This is a genomic window from Nocardia sp. NPDC019323 (assembly GCF_044389845.1).
GTDB classification, from domain to species: Bacteria; Actinomycetota; Actinomycetes; order Mycobacteriales; family Mycobacteriaceae; genus Nocardia; species Nocardia implantans.
On sequence record NZ_JBIRYN010000002.1, the window covers coordinates 1,070,751 to 1,090,679 of the forward strand.

At 69.9% G+C, this 19,929-nt stretch carries 20 protein-coding genes; 15 read left to right on the forward strand and 5 right to left on the reverse strand.

Annotation, left to right across the window (positions count from 1 at the left end):
- The first annotated feature begins 69 nt into the window (after positions 1-69).
- Positions 70-1,293 (forward strand): Ig-like domain-containing protein, encoded by a 1,224-nt coding sequence (locus tag ACH49X_RS12440; RefSeq protein WP_195083191.1) that lies wholly within the window; start codon positions 70-72, stop codon positions 1,291-1,293.
- 6 nt (positions 1,294-1,299) lie between these two features.
- On the opposite strand, the gene mscL is transcribed toward ACH49X_RS12440, so the two are convergent.
- Together mscL and ACH49X_RS12450 are read right to left on the reverse strand one after the other, a co-directional pair.
- Positions 1,300-1,788 (reverse strand): large conductance mechanosensitive channel protein MscL, encoded by a 489-nt coding sequence (gene mscL / locus ACH49X_RS12445; RefSeq protein ID WP_357207450.1) that lies wholly within the window; start codon positions 1,786-1,788, stop codon positions 1,300-1,302.
- A 96-nt stretch (positions 1,789-1,884) separates the two neighbouring features.
- Positions 1,885-2,622: an SDR family NAD(P)-dependent oxidoreductase gene (locus tag ACH49X_RS12450; protein WP_357207453.1), complete on the reverse strand. Its 738-nt coding sequence runs from the start codon at positions 2,620-2,622 to the stop codon at positions 1,885-1,887.
- A gap of 71 nt (positions 2,623-2,693) precedes the next feature.
- On the opposite strand from ACH49X_RS12450, the gene ACH49X_RS12455 reads away from it, so the two are divergent.
- The 6 genes from ACH49X_RS12455 to ACH49X_RS12480 all read left to right on the forward strand — a co-directional run bounded on the left by ACH49X_RS12455 (position 2,694) and on the right by ACH49X_RS12480 (position 9,589).
- On the forward strand, positions 2,694-3,515 hold the full coding sequence (locus tag ACH49X_RS12455; RefSeq protein WP_357207455.1) for an alpha/beta hydrolase: 822 nt from the start codon (positions 2,694-2,696) through the stop codon (positions 3,513-3,515).
- Between the two features lie 77 nt (positions 3,516-3,592).
- Complete coding sequence (gene mshA, locus ACH49X_RS12460; RefSeq protein WP_195083152.1) at positions 3,593-5,038, forward strand: D-inositol-3-phosphate glycosyltransferase; 1,446 nt, start codon at positions 3,593-3,595, stop codon at positions 5,036-5,038.
- On the forward strand, positions 5,035-5,538 hold the full coding sequence (locus ACH49X_RS12465) for a YbjN domain-containing protein (RefSeq protein ID WP_195083151.1): 504 nt from the start codon (positions 5,035-5,037) through the stop codon (positions 5,536-5,538). Before mshA ends, ACH49X_RS12465 begins: the two co-directional genes overlap by 4 nt.
- Positions 5,539-5,605: 67 nt before the next feature.
- Positions 5,606-6,496, forward strand: coding sequence for an ROK family protein (locus ACH49X_RS12470; RefSeq protein WP_357207457.1), 891 nt, complete (start codon positions 5,606-5,608; stop codon positions 6,494-6,496).
- Between the two features lie 81 nt (positions 6,497-6,577).
- The gene (locus ACH49X_RS12475; protein WP_357207460.1) at positions 6,578-7,315 is read left to right on the forward strand and encodes a phosphoglyceromutase; all 738 of its coding nucleotides are present in this window, start codon (positions 6,578-6,580) and stop codon (positions 7,313-7,315) included.
- A gap of 216 nt (positions 7,316-7,531) precedes the next feature.
- Positions 7,532-9,589 (forward strand): CocE/NonD family hydrolase, encoded by a 2,058-nt coding sequence (locus tag ACH49X_RS12480; RefSeq protein ID WP_357207463.1) that lies wholly within the window; start codon positions 7,532-7,534, stop codon positions 9,587-9,589.
- 84 nt (positions 9,590-9,673) lie between these two features.
- Here the strand turns inward: ACH49X_RS12480 and ACH49X_RS12485 are convergent, their stop codons facing one another.
- On the reverse strand, positions 9,674-10,333 hold the full coding sequence (locus tag ACH49X_RS12485) for an NADPH-dependent F420 reductase (RefSeq protein WP_397069672.1): 660 nt from the start codon (positions 10,331-10,333) through the stop codon (positions 9,674-9,676).
- A 91-nt stretch (positions 10,334-10,424) separates the two neighbouring features.
- Between ACH49X_RS12485 and ACH49X_RS12490 the strand changes: the two genes are divergently transcribed.
- The 3 genes from ACH49X_RS12490 to ACH49X_RS12500 all read left to right on the forward strand — a co-directional run bounded on the left by ACH49X_RS12490 (position 10,425) and on the right by ACH49X_RS12500 (position 12,895).
- Positions 10,425-10,862, forward strand: a complete 438-nt coding sequence (locus tag ACH49X_RS12490) for a helix-turn-helix domain-containing protein (RefSeq protein ID WP_357207465.1) — start codon at positions 10,425-10,427, stop codon at positions 10,860-10,862.
- 111 nt (positions 10,863-10,973) lie between these two features.
- Entirely contained in the window at positions 10,974-12,209 is a 1,236-nt protein-coding gene (locus tag ACH49X_RS12495; RefSeq protein ID WP_195083146.1) for an ATP-binding protein, read from the forward strand.
- The gene (locus ACH49X_RS12500; RefSeq protein ID WP_063017339.1) at positions 12,206-12,895 is read left to right on the forward strand and encodes a response regulator transcription factor; all 690 of its coding nucleotides are present in this window, start codon (positions 12,206-12,208) and stop codon (positions 12,893-12,895) included. The genes ACH49X_RS12495 and ACH49X_RS12500 overlap by 4 nt, the downstream gene beginning before the upstream one ends.
- A 73-nt stretch (positions 12,896-12,968) precedes the next feature.
- Here the strand turns inward: ACH49X_RS12500 and ACH49X_RS12505 are convergent, their stop codons facing one another.
- Both ACH49X_RS12505 and ACH49X_RS12510 read right to left on the reverse strand, forming a co-directional pair.
- On the reverse strand, positions 12,969-13,298 hold the full coding sequence (locus tag ACH49X_RS12505) for a hypothetical protein (protein ID WP_357207468.1): 330 nt from the start codon (positions 13,296-13,298) through the stop codon (positions 12,969-12,971).
- A 109-nt stretch (positions 13,299-13,407) separates the two neighbouring features.
- Entirely contained in the window at positions 13,408-14,280 is an 873-nt protein-coding gene (locus tag ACH49X_RS12510; protein ID WP_323124662.1) for a hypothetical protein, read from the reverse strand.
- A 65-nt stretch (positions 14,281-14,345) separates the two neighbouring features.
- Between ACH49X_RS12510 and ACH49X_RS12515 the strand changes: the two genes are divergently transcribed.
- The 5 genes from ACH49X_RS12515 (at position 14,346) to proC (ending at position 19,828) form a co-directional block, all read left to right on the forward strand.
- Positions 14,346-15,377 carry a Ppx/GppA phosphatase family protein gene (locus ACH49X_RS12515; RefSeq protein WP_195083187.1) on the forward strand — a complete coding sequence of 344 codons (1,032 nt, stop codon included), beginning with the start codon at positions 14,346-14,348 and terminating at the stop codon, positions 15,375-15,377.
- Entirely contained in the window at positions 15,374-16,963 is a 1,590-nt protein-coding gene (locus ACH49X_RS12520; protein ID WP_357112649.1) for a hypothetical protein, read from the forward strand. Before ACH49X_RS12515 ends, ACH49X_RS12520 begins: the two co-directional genes overlap by 4 nt.
- A gap of 116 nt (positions 16,964-17,079) precedes the next feature.
- Positions 17,080-17,958 carry a sugar phosphate isomerase/epimerase gene (locus ACH49X_RS12525; RefSeq protein ID WP_195083186.1) on the forward strand — a complete coding sequence of 293 codons (879 nt, stop codon included), beginning with the start codon at positions 17,080-17,082 and terminating at the stop codon, positions 17,956-17,958.
- A gap of 131 nt (positions 17,959-18,089) precedes the next feature.
- Positions 18,090-18,977, forward strand: coding sequence for a thioesterase family protein (locus ACH49X_RS12530; RefSeq protein ID WP_195083143.1), 888 nt, complete (start codon positions 18,090-18,092; stop codon positions 18,975-18,977).
- 32 nt (positions 18,978-19,009) lie between these two features.
- Positions 19,010-19,828: a pyrroline-5-carboxylate reductase gene (gene proC / locus ACH49X_RS12535; RefSeq protein WP_195083142.1), complete on the forward strand. Its 819-nt coding sequence runs from the start codon at positions 19,010-19,012 to the stop codon at positions 19,826-19,828.
- Positions 19,829-19,929 lie beyond the last annotated feature (101 nt).

Below are 19,929 nucleotides of genomic sequence, written 5' to 3' on the forward strand. Positions count from 1 at the left end.
CACCACACGCTGCGCCGACGGGGCGCGGCGGGCGGCGCGCGTAGATTCGACGAAGTGAACCACCGCACCATGATCCGCCGATCGGTTGCCGTGGTGTCGGCCGTCCTGCTCGTGGTCGTCGCCGCGGTGGCCGGCTGCACGATAGACCGCGGCTCCGGCAAGCCGGGTCCCGCCGCGGGCCCGATCGCCAAGGCGACGTTGGCTCCCGCCGACGACGCGACGAACGTCAACCCGACCGCCCCGGTCTCGGTGACGATCAGTGACGGCACGATCGATCAGATCGCGCTGACCAACGCCGCGGGCAAGCAGGTCCGCGGCGAACTCGCACCGGACCGGCGCGCCTACACCATCACCGAGCCGCTCGGCTACGACGCCACCTACACCTGGTCGGGCACCGCCGTCGGCACCGACGGCAAGCCGATCCCGATCGACGGCTCGTTCCACACCCTGACGCCGAAGAGCACCGTCCCCGCGACCCTGAACATCGGCGACAACCAGGAGGTCGGCATCGCGGCGCCGATCATCCTGCAGTTCAAGTCCTCCGTGTCGAACAAGGCGGCGGTGGAGAAGGCGCTCACCGTCACCACCGACCCGCCCACCGAGGGCGCGTGGGCCTGGTTCCCCGACGACGGCGGCTCGCGCCTGCACTGGCGTCCGAGGAACTACTGGACGCCGGGGACCAGCGTGCACGTCTCGGCTCGGCTCTACGGCCTTGACCTGGGCGGCGGCAACTACGGCGATTCCGATCTGACCACCGATTTCCGCATCGGCCGCAGCCAGATCGTCAAGGCGAACGCCCCGAGTCACCGCATGCAGGTGGTCCGCGAGGGGCAGACGATCTTCGATTTCGCGGTGAGTTACGGCGAGGGCAACGAGGCGCGCAACGTCACTCGTTCCGGCATCCACGTGGTCACCGAGAAGTACGAGGACTTCATGATGTCGAATCCGCCGTACTACACCAACGTTCGCGAGCGCTGGGCGGTACGCATCTCCAACAATGGCGAATTCATCCACGCCAACCCGGAATCGCTGTCGGCGCAGGGGTCGGCGAACGTCACCAACGGCTGCATCAATCTGTCACCCGCTGATGCCCAGGCGTATTTCCCCACGTCCTTGTACGGCGATCCGGTCGAGGTGACCGGCACTTCGATCCCGCTTTCGGCCGCCGACGGCGACCTCTATGACTGGACCATCGACTGGGACACCTGGAAAACCATGTCCGCGTTGCAGGGCGCGCCCTCGGCTGTGGTCTCCGCCACCCCCCTGCCGCCGCGGCCCGCCGGAGCACGCTGACCGGTTCTAGCGCACCTTCACGTTCTGCTCTTCGGTCGCACCGTCGGCGTGTTCCGCCTCGACCTTGCGATCGGCCTCACGTTGGGCGTGCACCGCATCGTGCCGCTCGGCGAGCAGGTCGCGGATCTCGGTCAGCAACTCGATCTGGGAGGGCTCGGCCGCCTTGGGCGTGCCGAAGCGGTTCTTGATCGTCTTCATGGGCAGGATCAGCACGAAATACAGCACCGCGGCCACCATGACGAAATCGATGGTGGCCGTGATGATCGGGCCGACGGCGATGAAGGTAGCGGGCTTGGACGGGATCAACTGCACGCCGAGGCCGAGCTGATTGGTGCTGCCGAACACCGCCAGCAGCGGATTGATCACACCTTTCGTCACCGAGGTCACCACGGAGGTGAACGCGGTGCCCATGACGACGGCGACCGAGAGGTCGATGACGTTCCCGCGCATCAGGAACTCTTTGAAGCCCTTGAGCATGAGCCGAATCACTCCCATCCGATGTCCTTACGCTTGCGGCTTCTCGGATGCTAACGGCTCGGGGCGAAGAGCGAAGGTCCAGCAATTCGCGGCCGGACCGGACGATACCCCGCGCTATGAGGTGCGGCGGGCGAACCGGCCCGCATCCGCCTGGTCGCGCGGCTTGATGATGATCTGGTCCAAGTTGACGTGCGCCGGCCGCGACGCGACGAACCCGATGACCTCCGCGATGTCCTGGGCGACCAGCGGATCGATGCCTTCGTACACCTTGGCCGCGCGCTCGGCGTCGCCGCCGAAACGCACCAGCGAGAACTCGGTCTCCACCGCGCCGGGCGCGATCTCGGTGAGCCGCACCGGCTGCCCGAGCAGCTCGCCGCGCAGCGTGCGGTGCAGCACGGCCTGGGCGTGCTTGGCGGAGGTGTAACCGGAACCGTTGTCGTAGGCGGTGAACGCGGCCACCGACGTGACGGTGACGATCAACCCGTCACCGGAGGCGATCAGCTTCGGCAGCAGCGCCTTGGTGACGCGCAGCGTGCCGAGCACGTTGGTCTCCCACATCCAGCGCCAGTCGTCCAGGTCGGCCTCGGCCACCGTGGCCAGGCCCTTGGCGCCGCCCGCGTTGTTGACCAGCACGTCGACGCGCTCGACCGCTTCGGTGAACGCCCGCACCGACTCGTCCGAGGTGACGTCGAGCGCCACTGCCGTGCCGCCGATCTCGTCGGCGAGGCGGCGCAGACGATCGACCCTGCGCGCACCGACGTAGACGTGATAGCCCTGCTTCGCCAGTTCGCGGGCGGTGGCCTCGCCGATTCCCGAGCTGGCTCCGGTGACGAGGGCGGTGCGAGTGCTCATGCGAACAGATCCTAGGTGCGCGTGGTTCGCCGGGGCCGTGCGGTCACCGCGAGCACGGTTAGCCTCGGTGCATGGCTATACGGGACGTGGTGAGCGCGGACGGAACGAACATCGTCTACCGGGTGAGTGGTCCGGCGCAGGGCAGGCCACTGGTGCTGCTGCACGGCTGGTCGGCGAACCTGCGCTGCTGGGGCGGCGCCGCCGACGACCTCGCCGCGCTCTTCCGGGTGATCGCCGTCGACCTGCGCGGCCACGGTTACTCCGACACGCCCGCGGCGGGCTACGACGATCCGAAGAACTGGGCTGCCGACGTCGCGGCGGTGCTGGCGGCCGAAGACATCGAGTCCGGCGCGGTGCTGCTGGGCTGGTCCTACGGCGGGATCGTGCTGTCGGACTATCTGACCGCCTACGGCACCGGAGCCGTGGCGGGTGTCGTCTACACCGGCTCGATGGCGAACATCGGCCCCGGCGTGCCCGGCGCGGCCACGGGCAGCATGATGCAGGAGGCGATTCCCGGCGTCTTCGAGGAGAGCGCGGGGCGGGCGGTGCGCGCCTTCGGTGTGTTCGGCAACGCCAACACCGGACCCGGCACGGACAAGGGGCCCGATGCCCAACGCTTGTTCGGAGCCGGTCTCGCGACCCCGCCCGCGGTGCGCAAAGCGCTGTTCTACCGGACCGTCGACAACACCGAGACCCTCCGCACGCTGGACGTTCCGGTGCTCGTCCTGCACGGGACGGCCGACAGGGTCGTCCCCGTCGACAACGGCCGCTACATCGCGGAGGCGGCGCCGAACGCGCGGATGTCGTTCTGGGAGGGCGCCCAGCACGGCTTGTTCATCGAGGACCGCGCGCGGTTCGTCGCGGAGGTGAGCGCGTTCATCGAGAGCTTGTGATCGGAATCATGTCTGCTCTGTGATAGCTCTCACTTGCCGCGGATAGCGTGTCTGGGCCGGGGAACGCAACGTGCACTATGGATAGTGTGAGTCAGCGCCTGGACCTACGGCCGAACCGTATCGCCGTGTTATCGGTGCACACCTCACCACTCGCTCAGCCCGGTACCGGCGACGCGGGCGGCATGAACGTCTATGTCCTGCAGACGGCCGTCGAGCTGGCTCGCCGCGGCACCGAGGTGGAGATCTTCACCAGGGCCACCGCGTCGAACGTTCCGCCCGTCCAGGAGGCCGCGCCCGGCGTGCTGGTGCGCAACGTGGTGGCGGGCCCGTTCGAGGGGCTCGACAAGCACGATCTGCCCACCCAGCTGTGCCCGTTCACCGCGGAGGTGCTGCGTCAGGAGGCCAGGCACCTGCCGGGCCACTACGACCTGGTGCACTCGCACTACTGGTTGTCCGGCCAGGTCGGCTGGTTGACCAGGGATCGGTGGCGGGTGCCGCTGGTGCACACCGCGCACACCCTGGCGGCGGTGAAGAACGCCGCGCTGGCCGAAGGCGACTGTCCGGAACCGGCGACCCGCGAGATCGGCGAGAAGCAGGTGATCGCCGAATCCGACCGGCTGGTCGCCAACACCGCCGAGGAGGCCCGCCAACTGGTCGAACTCTATGGCGCCGACGCCGAGCGCATCGACGTCGTGCCGCCCGGCGCCGACCTGGCCCGCTACCGCCCCGGTGACAAGGCCGCCGCCCGCGCCGAGCTCGGGTTGGCCGCCGATGAGCGGATCGTCGCGTTCGTCGGCCGCATCCAGCCGTTGAAGGCGCCCGATGTGCTGGTGCGCGCCGCGGCCGAGGTCTTGCGCGCCGACCCGGAACGAAAACTGCGCGTGCTGATCGTCGGCGGTCCGTCCGGCAGCGGGCTGGAGCGGCCCGACGCGCTGATCGATCTGGCCGCCGAACTCGGCATCGCCGAGCGGGTCAGCTTCCTGCCTCCGCAGCCGCCGCAGCGGCTGGTGCTGGTCTACCGCGCCGCCGACCTGGTCGCGGTGCCCAGCTACAACGAGTCCTTCGGCTTGGTCGCGATCGAGGCGCAGGCCAGCGGCACGCCGGTGCTGGCCGCCGACGTGGGTGGTCTCGGCACGGCCGTGCGGCACGAGGTGTCCGGGCTGCTCGTCCCCGGCCACCGCACCGCCGATTGGGCCGACGCCCTGCGCTACCTGCTCGACGACCCGGACCGGCTGCACCGGATGGGTGAGCGGGCCGTCACGCACGCGGCCAATTTCTCCTGGGCGCACACCGCCGACGGACTGCTGGCCAGCTACGCCGCGGCCATGGCCGGTTTCCGGGACGAGCGGGCGGTCTTCGGCGGTCGCGGCTTGGCGCACAGCGATGTGCGGGAGGATGCGTACGACCGGGTGTCCGCCGACCGCACCGGCCTGGCCGGCGAGCGGACGGCCGCCCTGCTCGGTGAGAACAGTCAGGCGAGATCGCGGGCGCTGTGGCGGCGCCGGATGGGAGTACGCCGATGAACGAGGTGCAGACGACCGCGCGACTGATCGACGAGACGCTGCGGGATCGGGAGATCGAATACACCCGGCCGGGGGAGGAGACCTTCGTCGTCGTCCTGCCCGGCGAACGCAAGCTCAAGACCACCGTGATGGTGACGGTGGGCAAGCACGGGGTTCGCTTCGAAGCGTTCGTCTGCCGCAAGCCCGACGAGAACTTCGAAGGCGTGTACAAGTTCCTGCTGCGCCGCAACCGCAGGCTTTATGCCGTCGCGTACACCCTCGACCGGGTCGGCGACATCTATCTGGTCGGCCGCATGTCCGGGCACGCCGTCACCGCCGACGAACTGGACCGGGTGTTCGGGCAGGTGCTCGAGGCCGTCGACGCCGACTTCAACGTGCTGCTGGAACTCGGCTTCGCGGAATCCATTCGGCGCGAATGGAAGTGGCGCGTCTCACGGGGCGAGTCGCTGCAGAACCTGCGCGCCTTCGAGCATCTGGTCGATTCCGCCGACAAGCCGTAGCCGGTCGTCGCCGGGTCCGGCCCGCCGGGTGACAATCGCGGGTGGTTCGGTTCGGCGAAGGGACGGCATGGCGATTCTCGCTCTGGACATCGGCGCGACGAAGTTCGCGGCCGGGGTGGTCGGCCCCGGCGCCGAGGTGCGCGACGTGCGCCGGGTGGACGTGCCCGGCGCGGGAGTGTGGGACGTCTGTCGCGAACTGCTGCTCGCGGTCGCGGGGGCGGAGCCCGTCGGCGCGGTGGGGATCGGCGCGGCCGGGCCGGTGGATGTGCGCACCGGCGTCACGGGTCCGTTGAACATTCCCGAGTGGAGAGCCGGCTTCCCCATCGTGGCCGCCGTGCGTGAGCTGTTTCCCGCCGCCGCCATTCGTTTCGCGATCGACGGCGCCTGCCTGGCGCTGGCCGAGCACCGCATGGGCGCGCTGCGCGGGGTGTCCGACGCTCTGGCCATGACGGTGTCGTCGGGAATCGGCGGCGGAATCGTGGCGGACGGGAAGGTGCTGCTCGGGCGCACCGGAAACGCCGGGCACGTCGGGCACATCGTCGTGCCCGGCTGGGACACGCCGTGCGGCTGCGGCGGCCGCGGCTGCGTCGAGGCGGTCGCGAGCGGCATGTCGTCGGTGCGGTGGGCGCGCGAGCAGGGCTGGTCGGGCACCACGGGGGCACGGCTGGCCGCGGACGCGCACGCGGGCGACGAGATCGCCGTCGCCGCGCTGCGCCGGGCGGGCACCGCGCTCGGCGCCGCGATCGCCTCGGCCGCCGCCCTGCTCGACGTCGACCGGGTGGTGATCGGCGGCGGTTTCGCGCAATCCGGTGCGCCGCTGTGGGATCCGCTGCGCGCCGCCGTGCACGCGCACGCCGGGCTGAGATTCCTGCGCGGACTGCGTGTGGAACTCTCCGCGATCAGTCACGGGGCGACGCTGGCGGGCGCGGGCGCGCTCGCCGCGGAAGAACTCGCCTGACATGGCGCTTTCCCGCGGGCGCAGCGACGGGCGGATGGGAACCGATGCGACCGCCGCGAGCGCACATGGGAGGATGGCCGCATGACGTACACCCTCGTGCTGCTGCGCCACGGCGAAAGCGAATGGAACGCCCTGAACCTGTTCACCGGCTGGGTGGACGTGCATCTGACCGACAAGGGCATCGCCGAGGGCAAGCGTGCCGGGGAGTTGCTGGCCGAGCACGGCATCCTGCCGGACGTCGTCTACACCTCGCTGTTGCGTCGCGCGATCTCCACCGCCAACATCGCGCTGGACGCCGCCGACCGGCACTGGATCCCGGTGATCCGGGACTGGCGGCTCAACGAGCGCCACTACGGCGAGCTGCAGGGCAAGAACAAGGCGCAGATCCGGGAGAAGTACGGCGACGAGCAGTTCATGCTCTGGCGCCGCAGCTACGACACCCCGCCGCCGCCGATCGACCCGGCCAACGAGTACAGCCAGGAAGGCGACGCGCGCTACACGGGCATCGACGTGCCGAAGACCGAGTGCCTGCTCGACGTGGTCAACCGGATGGTGCCGTACTGGGAGTCGACCATCTCCAAGGACCTGCTGTCCGGCAAGACCGTGCTGGTCGCCGCGCACGGCAACTCGCTGCGCGCGCTGGTCAAGCACCTCGACCAGATCTCCGACGAGGACATCGCGGGCCTGAACATCCCCACCGGCATCCCGCTGCGGTACGAGCTGGACGAGAACCTCCGCCCGGTGCGCCCGCACGAGTACCTCGACCCCGAGGCGGCCGCCGCGGGCGCCGCCGCCGTCGCCGGTCAGGGCGGCAAATAGTCCGCATCACGCAGTACCGACGCGCTGTCACCCGGATCGGGTGGCAGCGCGTCGTCGTTTCGATGGGCGGTAGGCGTGCGTTGCCGTGCGACACGCCGGAGCGCTGCCGGTCCCTCCGCGACGCGACGTCGACGGTTTAAGTTACCCACTGTTTTTACCGGCAAGTAAGTCGGTACACTCTGGTCGTTCGACCAGCCGAGAGGTGGATCACGTCCGATGAAGAACGCGTTGCGGGCCACGGTTGCGGCGGTTGCCGCCACGATGCTCGTCCCCTTGTCAGCCGGCGGCGCCGATGCCGTCGCGCCGCCGACCGGCCCTGACGGCGGCGCTGCGGGAGCGGCCTGGACGGCCACCCAGGATGGTCCACAGCAGTACCCGAACATCAACATCCAGTGGGACGTCCCCATCACGATGAGCGACGGAACGGTCCTGAAGGGCAACGTCTACCGGCCCGCCGACGTCTCCGGCCGCCCCATCGACACCCCCACGCCGACGATCGTCAACCTGACCCCGTACACCAAGCTGGTGTCGAACCTGGCCGATCACGCGCAGTCGATTCCGGGACTGTCCGACGCGCTGATCGAATTCTTCCGGCAGATCGACATGAGCGGCACCCCGCTGTCCGGCGTCACCGATCTGACCAAGGCGTTCGGCGGCGGCGAACTGCGCAACTTCACCGTCGACCGGCAGCTGATCAAGAGCGGCTACACGCAGGTGGTCGTCGACGTGCGCGGCACGGGTTTCTCCCAGGGCGTCTGGGACATGCTGCGCGGACGTGAGCAGCAGGACACGGTCGAGGTGATCGACTGGGCGTCGCGCCAGCCGTGGTCCAACGGACGCGTCGGCATGAACGGCATCTCCTACTCCGGGATCAACCAGGTGCAGGTCGCCGAGAAGCGCCCGCCCGCCTTGCAGGCGATCTTCCCCGTGGTGCCCGGCAGCGATCTGGTCAACGACGTGCTCGCGCCGGGCGGCGGATTCGGCTTCAACTTCATCCCGCTGTGGCTGACCGCGATCAACGGCCTCAAGTTGATCCCCGATCTGGCCTCGGTGCTCAACGGACAGCTGGACACCACGTGGCTGGCCGACCGCGCCCGCGACCCGTTGACCTTCATGGACGTGCTGCTCAACGTTTACACCACCGCGCGCATCGAAGATCTCGACCCGCGCGCCAAGGAGTTGCTGACCGACGGTTCCGGCCCGCGCCAGGACTGGCTCGGTGATCCCGGCGACATCCGGACGCCGACCTTCGTCACCGGCGGCTGGCACGACCTGTTCACCTACTCCGAATCCAAGATCTACAACGAGATCCCGCTGCCGCCGGGCCACAAGCAGCTGCTGATGGGCAACACCTATCACCTCAACTCGGGCAACGAGTACGGCAAGCCGGGCCTGCCGCCGCGGCTGGACGTGCTGCAGCGCGCCTGGTTCGACCGGTGGCTCAAGGACGTCGACAACGGCATCGAGCAGTACGGCCCGATCACGCTGCGCCAGCAGGGCGGCGGCTGGATCACCACCGAATCGTTCGCCGCGCCGACCGCCGCCGCGGATTCGGGGCAGGCGGTGCATCGCAGGATGTATCTGTCCGCCGCGCCCAGCGGTACCGCGAACAGCTTGTACGACGGTTCGCTCGACGCCGCGGGCACCGGCGAGCCGGCGCGCCTGACCGTCGCGCCCGGCCTGACCAGCCTGTGCTCCAACGACGCCGCCCAGGGCACCGCCGGTGTGCTGTCGGTCATCGACGGGTGCGCGAAGGACTCCAGGGTCGAGGAACTCAACGGCCTGACCTTCACCAGCGCCCCGGTCGCCGAGCCGACCACGATCTCGGGGCGAATCGCGGTGCGGCTCAACACCGTCCAGGACGCCGCCGACGGGTACTGGGTGGTCACGGTGAACGACGTCGCGCCGGACGGGCAGTCGAGCGTGCTGTCGTCGGGGCAGCTCATGGCCTCGCTGCGGGCGATCGATGAGGCGAACAGCAGCAAGTCGGCCAACGGCGACTACACCGATCCCCGGCCGTTCACCTCGCTGGAGCAGCGGCAGCCGACCGTCCCGGGCGAGGTGACCACGCTGGACATCGCGCTGCCCGCCACCGAGGCGATCCTGCAACCCGGGCACCGGCTGCGCGTCGACGTGTACGCCGGCAACTTCCCCAAGGGCCTGCCGATCCTGCCGATGCTGATCGACACCGGCATGCGGCCACAGCATCTGGAGCTGGACCCCGGCCGTCCGAGCTTCGTCAACGTGCCGGTCGGTGGCAATCCGGGCTGGTAGATCCGGGGCGGGGTCCGAGCGTGCACCCGCGCGCATCATGCGTGACGCTGCGGGGTATGGGTGCGGGTGCACGCTCCGGCCCGGTCAGTCGGCGACGGCGAAGGCGGCCGCCAAGGGCGGGAACATCGCGCGGGCATCGTGCCCGGCGAACCAGAGGCCGACGGTGAACACCGACAGAGCCTCCAGATACCGGGCCCGGTGCAGGCCGCCCGCCGGGAACGCTCGCGATCCCAGGTCTTCGGCGAGCGTGGCGACCGCTCGCAGCGCGGCCTCGTCGTCGCCGCACAGCGGCACCGCCAAGCGGCGGCCGTCGAAGACGCGCGCGTCGGCCTGCCATACCTCGGCGGCGCACAGGTTGAACGCCTTCACCACGTGCGCCTCCGGCGCCAGCGCCGCGATCCGTTCCGCCACAGCGTCTTCGGCGAGCACGAAGCCGGTGGCCCCCTCAGGGGCCGTCGCGTCCGGGGTGAAGGCGTTGGTGCAGTCGATCACCGTGCGTCCGGCCAGTAGATCCGCGACCGCGTGCAGCACTTCCGGCAGCGCGGGCACGGGTAACGCGAGCAGCACGACGTCGCCGAAACCCGCCGCGTCGGCGATACTTCCGGCCCGCCCACCGATCGAGGCCGCCGATTCCGCCGCGGCACTGCCGGACCGCGCGCCGATGAGCACTTCGTGCCCCGCTACGCTCCAGCCGCCGCCGAGTGCCCGCGCCATCGCGCCCGCGCCGATGATTCCGATTCGCATCCGAACTCCTGACTCGAAAGGTGTGCGCCGCCGACGCTAGGGACTGCGAAAGGCACCCTGAGGTGCGCAACGGCGCTGGCAAGCTGGAGGCGTGAGCGCAGCACCCATCGACCCGGTCGGCTCCGAGCGGGTGGACTTCGCGCCGTACGGCGACTTCGAATCCGACTGCCCGGCCCGCATGGGCGTGGACATCTTCGGCAACTCCTGGCTACCGGTGCTTGTCTATCTGCTGCGCGAGGGACCCATGCGTCCGGGCGAGCTGCGCACGGCGATCGGCGGGATCAGTCAGAAGATGCTGACGCAAACGCTGCGCCGAATGGAGCGGATGGCGCTGGTGCGCCGTCACCGGTACGCCGAGGCCCCGCCACGGGTGGAATACGAGCTGACCGAGGCGGGCGTTGATCTGTTGATCCCGATCTACGCCCTCGGCGAGTGGGTGGACAAGCACGGCGCGGCGGTGAACGAGGCGCTGGCCGCAGCCGAGGACGAAGTGAACCGACCGGCCGGTGGATACGGGGCGGATACCTGACGTCGAACAGCGCGTAAACATGCGGCTAACGGCGCCGGAAGGGCCTATGACCTGCGCGAAACTTCGTGTACCCCGCGTCGGGCGACGGGTCGGCGACCGTACGATTCAAGTGTGAGTGTTCCCCAGGCCGTGCTGCTGGCCATCTTGGCGGCTGTCGTCGGCCTGGCAGTCGGCGGGCTATTGATCCCGTATGTGAATGCCAGGCAGGCCGCGCGCAGGCAGGCCGAGTCCGGTCTCACCATGTCCCAGGTTCTCGACCTGATCGTGCTCGCCTCCGAGAGCGGGATCGCGGTCGTCGACGAGTACCGCGACGTCGTGCTGGTCAATCCGCGCGCCGAGGAACTCGGCCTGGTCCGCAACCGCCTGCTCGACGAGCGCGCCTGGGCCGCCGTGGAGAAGGTGCTCGCCACCGGGGAATCCGCGGAGTTCGACCTCACCGCCAAGAATCCGGTCCCCGGCCGTGGCCGCATCGCGGTGCGCGGCGTCGCCAGGCAGCTGTCGCGCGAGGAGACCACCTTCACCGTGCTGTTCGCCGACGACGATTCCGAACAGGCGCGCATGGAGGCCACCCGGCGCGACTTCGTGGCCAACGTCAGCCATGAACTCAAGACCCCGGTCGGCGCCATGAGCCTGCTGGCCGAAGCCCTGCTGGAGTCCGCAGACGACCCCGAGGCCGTGCGGCACTTCGGTCAGCGCGTGCTCGGCGAATCGCGCCGTCTCGGCAAGATGGTGACCGAGCTCATCGCGCTCTCCCGCCTGCAGGGCGCCGAGAAGCTGCCCGAACTCGAGGTGGTGGACGTGGACACCGTGGTGACCCAGGCGGTCGACCGTTCCCGCACCGCCGCCGAAGCCGCCGGGATCACGGTCAGCACCGACCGCCCGAGCGGGCTCGAGGTGCTCGGCGACGAGACCTTGCTGGTCACCGCTCTGTCCAACCTGGTGGAGAACGCGATCGCCTACTCGCCGCCCGGCTCCCACGTGTCGGTGAGCCGATCCCTGCGCGGCGATCACGTGGCGATGGCGGTCACCGATCGCGGCATCGGCATCGCCAAGGAGGACCAGGAGCGGGTGTTCGAACGGTTCTTCCGGTCCGACAAGGCGCGTTCGCGCCAGACGGGCGGTACCGGTCTGGGTCTGGCTATCGTCAAACACGTGGCCGCCAACCACAACGGGGAAATCACCCTGTGGAGCAAGTTGGGCACCGGATCGACGTTCACCTTGCGCATACCCGCCCACCACGAAGCAGGCGCCGACGACGACAACGACGGCGCCGTGGTGAGCACGATAGAAACAAGCCCGCGTCCCACCGGACCGGGCCGACCGAATGGTGTGGAGGCACGCAGATGACGAGTGTTCTGATCGTCGAGGATGAGGAGTCGCTGGCCGATCCGCTCGCGTTCCTGCTGCGCAAGGAGGGTTTCGAGGTCACCGTCGTCGGTGACGGGCCGTCCGCGCTCGCCGAGTTCGACCGGTCCGGTGCGGACATCGTCCTGCTCGACCTGATGCTGCCCGGCATGAGCGGCACCGACGTGTGCAAGCAGTTGCGCACCCGCAGCGGGGTGCCGGTGATCATGGTCACCGCGCGCGACAGCGAGATCGACAAGGTGGTCGGCCTCGAGCTCGGCGCCGACGACTACGTCACCAAGCCGTATTCCGCCCGCGAGCTCATCGCGCGCATCCGCGCCGTGCTGCGCCGCGGGGCGGGCGACGAACTCGAGGGCTCCACCGAGAGCGGCGTGCTGGAAGCGGGCCCGGTCCGGATGGACGTCGACCGGCACACCGTGATGGTGAACGGCAAGCCGGTCACCTTGCCGCTCAAGGAGTTCGACCTGCTCGAATACCTGCTGCGCAATTCCGGGCGGGTGCTCACCCGAGGTCAGCTGATCGACCGCGTGTGGGGCGCCGACTACGTCGGCGACACCAAGACCCTTGACGTGCACGTCAAGCGGCTGCGCTCGAAGATCGAAGCGGATCCGGCCAAGCCGGAACATCTGGTCACCGTGCGCGGCCTCGGCTACAAACTGGAGGCATGAGCGGCCCGCGAGGCGAGAACACGAAACGGCCGAGAGCACTGCGGTGCTCTCGGCCGTTGCCGTTCGTGGTCGCTCAGGGCAGGTAGATCCAGGTGGTGCCGAGGGGGGTCTCGGTCTTCTGCAGGGTGATCCAGCCCAGATCGTCTTCCTGCATGCAGTCGTAGAGGTCCGCGGTGCTGGTGCCGCGGCAGGCGATGGTGTGCGAGGTGCCGTAGGGGCTGGCGATCAGCAGCTTGCCCGCGGCCTTGGCGTTGACCGCGGCCGGATCGGTGGCCGACACGAACTCCGTGGTGAAGTCGAAGAACTTGTGCGGATCGCCGTTCGGCTCGGCGTGGGCTACTCCGGTGAGCGAGAGGGCGGCGCCCAGTGCGATGGCCGCCGCGGCGAGAACTTTCTTGGACATAACGGCACATCAAACCCGATCCGGGTGAAGCTCGCATGGCGACGGGGTGAACCGCCCGAGCGAGCGCACCGCCGGAGGCCACCCGATCGAGCGCTCGGTCGGCAAACGATCAGGCGAACGGATCGGCGGTATCGCGCATCCGATCGGCGTGCACCGTCGCCGGGTGCACGGCGATCAGGCCGAGACCCTCGCGGCGCTTGCAGTGCCTGGCCAGCTCGGCGTAGGCGGGCGCGCCGATCAGTTCGGTCAGCTCGGGGGCGTAGGACTGCCACACCGGCTTGGCGCCGACATGGGCGTCGGGGGAGCCCGAGCAGTACCAGTCCAGGTCCGCGCCGCCCGGCCCCCAGCCGCGGCGGTCGTACTCGGTGATCACGGTGCGCAGGATCTGCACGCCGTCGGGCCGGTCCACCCAGTCCTGGGTGCGGCGGATCGGCAGCTGCCAGCACACGTCCGGCTTCACCTCCAGCGGCTCGATGCCGCGCCGCAGCGCCATGGAGTGCAGGGCGCAGCCGATGCCGCCCGCGAAGCCGGGACGGTTGAGGAAGATGCACGCGCCGTCGAACCGGCGCGTGCGCAGCGCCGGCTCGTCGTCCAGTTCGTCGAGTTCCAGATAGCCGCTCTTGGTGACCTTGCCCTGCGCGTTGGTCGCCTCGCCGCGCAGCTGCCAGTCCTCGGGTGTGAGCATCTTCACAGCGCGGCTCAGCCGTTTGCGGTCGTCGTCGTCGGAGAGGAACGCGCCGTGCGAGCAGCAGCCGTCATCCGGCCGGTCGGCCAGGATGCCCTGACAGGCCGGGGTGCCGAACACGCACGTCCACCGCGACAGCAGCCAGGTCAGATCGGCGACGATCAGGTGCTCGTCGTTTGCCGGATCGACGAACTCGATCCACTCGCGCGGGAAGTCGGGTTCGACTTCGGGGGCTGGGTCGATCTTCCCCGCTGGTCGGGGCCGGGTCGGGCTGCTCGGTGATGCGCCTACCGTCACAAAAGAGGACGCTAACAGCTCAGTCGCCTGGGCTGAAGTGCAGCACCACCCAGTACCGTGTTCATGTGCGGCTTGGGGTACTCGATGTCGGAAGCAATACCGTTCACCTGCTCGTGGTGGACGCGCACCGTGGCGGTCACCCCCTGCCGATGAGTTCGACGAAGGCCACCTTGCGGCTCGCGGAGAACATCGATGCCGCCGGTTGCATCACCGAGGCCGGCGCGCAACGGCTGATCGACACCGTGGCCGAATTCGCCAGCATCGCCGAGACCTCCAGATGCGTCGAGCTGATGCCGTTCGCCACCTCGGCGCTGCGGGAGGCGGCCAACTCCGAGGAGGTGCTCGGCCGCGTGCGCGAGTCGACGGGCGTCGACCTGCGGGTGCTGTCCGGCGTCGACGAGGCCCGGCTGACCTTTCTCGCGGTGCGCCGGTGGTACGGCTGGAGCGCGGGGCGCATTCTCAACCTGGACATCGGCGGCGGTTCGCTCGAGATGACCAACGGCGGCGACGAGGAGCCGGACGTCGCGCTGTCCTTGCAGCTGGGCGCGGGCCGGTTGACCAGGGAATGGCTGCGCGATGACCCGCCGGGCAAGCGCCGTGTCGCGGTGTTGCGGGACTGGCTCGACGCCGAGCTGGTGGTCCCGGCGAAGAAGCTGCTCGAGCCCGGCAAGCCCGATCTCGCCGTCGGCACGTCGAAGACGTTCCGATCCCTGGCCAGGCTGACCGGAGCGGCGCCGTCCGCCGCGGGCCCTCGGGTGCGTCGTACACTCACGAGTTCGGGCCTGCGCCAACTGATAGCGTTCATCTCGCGGATGACGGCGGCGGACCGTGCAGAATTGGAAGGCGTAAGTTCCGATCGGTCACAGCAATTGGTGGCCGGCGCACTGGTCGCGGAGGCGAGTATGCGGGCACTTTCGCTCGATACTTTGGAGATTTGCCCGTGGGCGCTGCGCGAAGGGCTGATCCTGCGCAAACTGGATACCGATATGAATGGTGGACCCGAAGCAACGTACTCAGCGGGCTCGGCGACCGGTGACGGTCGGCCCGCGCCCGGCGGCGCGCCTTCGCCGGGCTCGATCGGGACGGTGTCGTCATGAGCGAGGACTCCAAACAGCTGTCGGTCGCGGAACTGCTGGCGCGTAACGGCCAGCAGGGCGGCGCCTCGTCCGGCGGGGGCAGACGCCGCCGCAGCGGCCGCGGCATCTCCGTCGCCGAACTGACCGGTGACCTGCCGGTCATCCGGGACGGCGGCGGCCACTCCGCGCACGCGGCGCCGGATTCCGGTGCGGACGAACCCGCCTACGCGCCGCCCTCGTTCGATCCGCCCGCGCCGGAACCGGTTTCCTACTCGCCCGATCCGCAGCCCGATCCGTCGTCGTATTCGCCCATCTCGGGTCCGATCTCGATGTACGACCCGCTGGCCGGTTACGCGCAGCCGGACCCGCCGCGGGCCGATCCGCCGCCGGGGCGCTCCAGCCGCGTCATGCCGGGCCGGGAGATGCCCTCCGCGCGCCACAGCACGTCGTTCGATCCGCTGTCACCGGACACTCCGGTGTCCGATCTGTTCTCGGCCGCGCCCGGTCCGTACGTCCCCGATCCGCCCGCGGCGCCGGAGACGCCCCCGCGCTCGGGGCGAAGGCGCAGGCGGGAGGAACCCGAAGAAGAGGCGACCGAGGTACGGTCCTGGCAGGAGGCCCGGTCCGAATCGTTCGGCCTGGACGCGCTGTCCGACCGCGGGTTCGGCGAAGCGAGCCGCAACGGCCACGGGGACCTCGATGAACCCGGCTTCGGCCGCTCGCCCTTGCCCGAGCGCAACGGCGCCAGGGGCGGGCGCGCGGCAAGGCGCAGGGCGGCGGAGGCCGCGGAAGCCGCCGAGGACGTGGGTCCGTCCACCGCGGCCTGGTCGCCGTCCACCGGCGGTTTCGCCCCCGAGTCGCAACCGCTGCCCCTCGCGCCGCCGCCCGATCCGAGATCGAAGCCGGGCAGGCAGGCTCCGCCCGAGCCGCCGGAGGCGCATCGAAGACCAGCCCGTCGCGAGGGCGTCGGCGAGAACGGATTGCCTGCCTGGTCGGCCCGTCGGCACAAACCGCAGGCCGAACCGGCGCCGGAATCCGGCGGCCTCCCGACCGCCGCCTGGTCGCTGGCCAGCCAGGATCAGCAGCTGCTGTCCGGCCAGACGGTCGCCGGCGACCTGCTGCGCGAAGGCGCCGAACGGGCCGAACGCGGCGCGGCGCAGCACCACGGCCGTGGCGGTCGCGCCGGCGTCGCCGCCGCGGAACTGGACGGCGTCACCGACGTCTACGAGCCGATCGCACTGGACGAGGACGAAGACGACGACGACTTCGATGACGAACCTCGCGCCGTCACCAGGGCCGCCTCGCCGCGCAGGTCCAGGGCGGCCAAGAAGTCGGAGGACGACGAGAACCGGCGCCAGTGGATGATCCTCGGCGGCCAGAGCACGGGCGCTGCCGTCGCGGGCATGCTGCTGTTCAAGGGCTTCGAGCGGATGTGGGAGATGCTTCCCTGGGTCGCGCTGGCCCTGGCGATGATCGTGATTCTCGGCCTGGTGGCCCTCGTGCGGATTCTGCGCAGGACCGACGACATCCTCAGCACGGTGATCGCCGTCGTCGTGGGCATCTTCGTCACGCTGGGACCACTGGCCTTTCTTCTCAGTACGAACTGAGGCGGGAGCGAGGCGTGGTGAATATCGGGCAGGCGAACGAGACCGGGTCGAGGTCGCACGCGGGCGCCGGACCGCAGGAAGACGCCGGGGGCGGGTCCCGGCCGGGGCAGATCCGGGTGGGCCTGTCCACCGCCTCGGTGTATCCGCAGAACACGGAGGCCGCGTTCCGTTACGCCGCCGAACTCGGCTACGACGGCGTCGAGCTGATGGTCTGGGCCGAACCGGCCAGCCAGAGCATCGCCACCGTGCAGGCCTACTCGCGCCGGTACGGCGTTCCGGTGCTCGCGTTACACGCGCCGTGCCTGTTGATCTCGCAGCGGGTGTGGGGCTCGGATCCGGTGGCCAAACTCGCGCGCAGCGTGCGTACGGCCGAAGCGCTCGGCGCGAGCACGGTGGTGGTGCATCCGCCGTTCCGCTGGCAGCGCCGCTACGCGGCCGGGTTCGCCGAGCAGGTGGCCGAGCTGGAGGAAGGCAGCCCGGTGATCGTTGCGGTGGAGAACATGTTCCCGATGCGGGCGGACACGCTGTTCGGCCGACGCGAAGGCGCGGTGCGCAGGCTGGAGCGCCGTGGCGGCCCCGGTCCCGCGCTCACCGCCTTCAGCCCGTCGTACGACCCGACCGACACCGGGTTCGCCCACTACACCCTGGACCTGTCGCACACCGCCACCGCCGGAGCCGACCCACTGGCGCTGGCCGCCCGGATGGGCTCGGGTCTGGCCCATTTGCACCTCGCCGACGGCAGGGGCGCCGCGCACGACGAACATCTCGTTCCCGGCGAGGGCACCCAGCCGTGCGAGGAGTTGTGCGCGAGCCTGGTCCGCACCGGTTTCACCGGCCAGGTCGTCGCGGAGATCAATACGCAGAACGCGCGCACCACCAAGGACCGGGCCGAGATGTTGCATCGCACGCTGGCCTTCGCCCGCAGGCATCTGACCGAGGCCGCCGCGCCCACTCCCGCGGGCGCGCGCCACAGCTCGCCCGAGCCGCCGATGTGACGCTCGTCGCTCCTCCGGTATGCGGCCATGTGGTCGGTCACCGGGTGCGTTGTACGTTGTACGAACCCGGTGCCGACAGCGCGGCAGCGCAGGACGCGATCGGGTGAGGTCGACGCAGGACAGGAGTGAGGATGACGACGGAGCTGACGGCCGATTTCGGCCCGGCGGCCACCACCGACGCACCGTTCAGCCAGGTGTGCGCGCTGGAACCGGTGCCGCCGACGACCCCGGACACCGGCCGCTACCTGGGTTTCATCGACGACATCTGGACCATCGGCCCGAAGGTGCACGGCGGAACCATGGTCGCGGGCAGCGCGGCCGCGGCGACGAATTGGCTGCGCGCGACCGATCCGGCTCTGGTCGGGATGGCGCCGGTCGCCGCGAGTTCCGATTTCCTCGGCGCGCCCAACCCGGGCGAGGTCGAATACGAGGTGCGTGTGCGGAAGATCGGCAGGCAGATCTGCCTCGCCGACACCGACCTCGTCCAGGACGGTCGCGTCCTGGTGCGCACGGCGCTGACGTTCAGCCGCCTCGACGACGCGAACCCGATCTACGCGCCGGAACACTCCGATATGCCCACGCAGCCGCCCGCCGATGCCATCGGCTACGAACCCGGCTCGCAGATGGGCGACATCGTGCACGTCGGCCGGGGCGCCGACATCCATCTCGACCGCGAGTGGGCCCGCTTCCTGGCGGGCGCGAAAGGCGAGCCGCGCCTGCGGATGTGGATCCGCCCGCGGCCGGGGGACGAGCAGGACCCCGATGTGGCGATGTACTTCGCCATGATGAGCGCCGACATGAGTCCGCCGGTGCCGATGAACCTCGGCCACTTCGGCTGGGCGCCCACCGTGCAGATGACCACCTACCTGCGCCGCAGGCCCGCACCGGGCTGGCTGCGGATCATCGCGACCACGCACGAGGTGGGCGAGCGCATGTTCGACGAGGATCAGCTGGTGCTCGACTCCACCGGCGCGGTCGTCGCGCAGAGTCGTCAGCTGGCGCTCGTTCCCCAGCGCTGAGCCCACGCGCGCGCCGTCTAGCCTTGAGGCCCATGACGAGAATTGCGGTGATCGGTGGCGGGCGCATCGGGGAGGCGTTGGTCGCCGGGTTGCTGGAGTCCGGGCGGCTGACCAAGGACTTGGTCGTCGTGGAGACCCATCGGGAACGGGCCCATCAGCTCGCCGAGCGCTTCGGCATCCGGGTCACCGACGACCTGGCCGATGCCGCCGTCGGCGCGGACCTGCTGGTGATCGCGGTGAAGCCGGGCGACGTCGACGCCGTGCTCGCGCCGCTGGGCAAGGCCGAGATCGGCAGCGACCGCGATCAGGTGCTGGTGTCGCTGGCGGCCGGTGTGCCGACGGCGCGGTTGGAGGGCAAGATGCCCGCCGGGTTCCCCGTGGTGCGGGTGATGCCGAATACGCCGATGCTGGTGGGGCAGGGGATGAGCGTCATCGCGCCGGGGCGCTACGCGCGCGAGCAGCATCTGGAACTGGTGACCGAGGTGCTCGGCGCGGTGGGCAAGGTGGTCACCGTGTCCGAGAGTCAGATGGACGCCGTCACCGCGGTGTCCGGATCGGGGCCCGCCTACTTCTTCCTGGTCGTCGAGGCCATGGTGGACGCGGGCGTCGGGCTCGGGCTCACCAGGGATGTGGCCACCCAGCTGGTCGTGCAGACCATGGTCGGCTCGGCCGCCCTGCTGGACAGCTCGACCCAGACCGCCGCGGAATTGCGCGCCGCGGTGACCTCACCCGCGGGCACCACCGCGGCCGCGATCCGCGAACTGGAGCGCGGAGGACTACGCTCGGCGTTCTGGGAAGCTCTCTTCGCATCGAGGCAAAGGTCGGCCGAACAGGGCGCGTCAGCGGAATGACCGGTCGGTTCGAAATCGGAAAACCCGATTTCTCACTCCCGTCGCAGTAACACCACTGGTCCCGCTAAGCTCTCAAGTAGCACGTGCGTGTCTGTTCCGCC

What these genes read in the sequence shown, in the direction of transcription:
- ACH49X_RS12440 (WP_195083191.1), top strand. Translation starts at nt 70, where the DNA reads ATGATCCGCCGATCGGTTGCCGTGGTGTCGGCCGTCCTGCTCGTGGTC.
- mscL (WP_357207450.1), bottom strand. Translation starts at nt 1,788, where the DNA reads ATGGGAGTGATTCGGCTCATGCTCAAGGGCTTCAAAGAGTTCCTGATG.
- ACH49X_RS12450 (WP_357207453.1), bottom strand. Translation starts at nt 2,622, where the DNA reads ATGAGCACTCGCACCGCCCTCGTCACCGGAGCCAGCTCGGGAATCGGC.
- ACH49X_RS12455 (WP_357207455.1), top strand. Translation starts at nt 2,694, where the DNA reads ATGGCTATACGGGACGTGGTGAGCGCGGACGGAACGAACATCGTCTAC.
- mshA (WP_195083152.1), top strand. Translation starts at nt 3,593, where the DNA reads ATGGATAGTGTGAGTCAGCGCCTGGACCTACGGCCGAACCGTATCGCC.
- ACH49X_RS12465 (WP_195083151.1), top strand. Translation starts at nt 5,035, where the DNA reads ATGAACGAGGTGCAGACGACCGCGCGACTGATCGACGAGACGCTGCGG.
- ACH49X_RS12470 (WP_357207457.1), top strand. Translation starts at nt 5,606, where the DNA reads ATGGCGATTCTCGCTCTGGACATCGGCGCGACGAAGTTCGCGGCCGGG.
- ACH49X_RS12475 (WP_357207460.1), top strand. Translation starts at nt 6,578, where the DNA reads ATGACGTACACCCTCGTGCTGCTGCGCCACGGCGAAAGCGAATGGAAC.
- ACH49X_RS12480 (WP_357207463.1), top strand. Translation starts at nt 7,532, where the DNA reads ATGAAGAACGCGTTGCGGGCCACGGTTGCGGCGGTTGCCGCCACGATG.
- ACH49X_RS12485 (WP_397069672.1), bottom strand. Translation starts at nt 10,333, where the DNA reads ATGCGAATCGGAATCATCGGCGCGGGCGCGATGGCGCGGGCACTCGGC.
- ACH49X_RS12500 (WP_063017339.1), top strand. Translation starts at nt 12,206, where the DNA reads ATGACGAGTGTTCTGATCGTCGAGGATGAGGAGTCGCTGGCCGATCCG.
- ACH49X_RS12505 (WP_357207468.1), bottom strand. Translation starts at nt 13,298, where the DNA reads ATGTCCAAGAAAGTTCTCGCCGCGGCGGCCATCGCACTGGGCGCCGCC.
- ACH49X_RS12520 (WP_357112649.1), top strand. Translation starts at nt 15,374, where the DNA reads ATGAGCGAGGACTCCAAACAGCTGTCGGTCGCGGAACTGCTGGCGCGT.
- ACH49X_RS12530 (WP_195083143.1), top strand. Translation starts at nt 18,090, where the DNA reads ATGACGACGGAGCTGACGGCCGATTTCGGCCCGGCGGCCACCACCGAC.
- proC (WP_195083142.1), top strand. Translation starts at nt 19,010, where the DNA reads ATGACGAGAATTGCGGTGATCGGTGGCGGGCGCATCGGGGAGGCGTTG.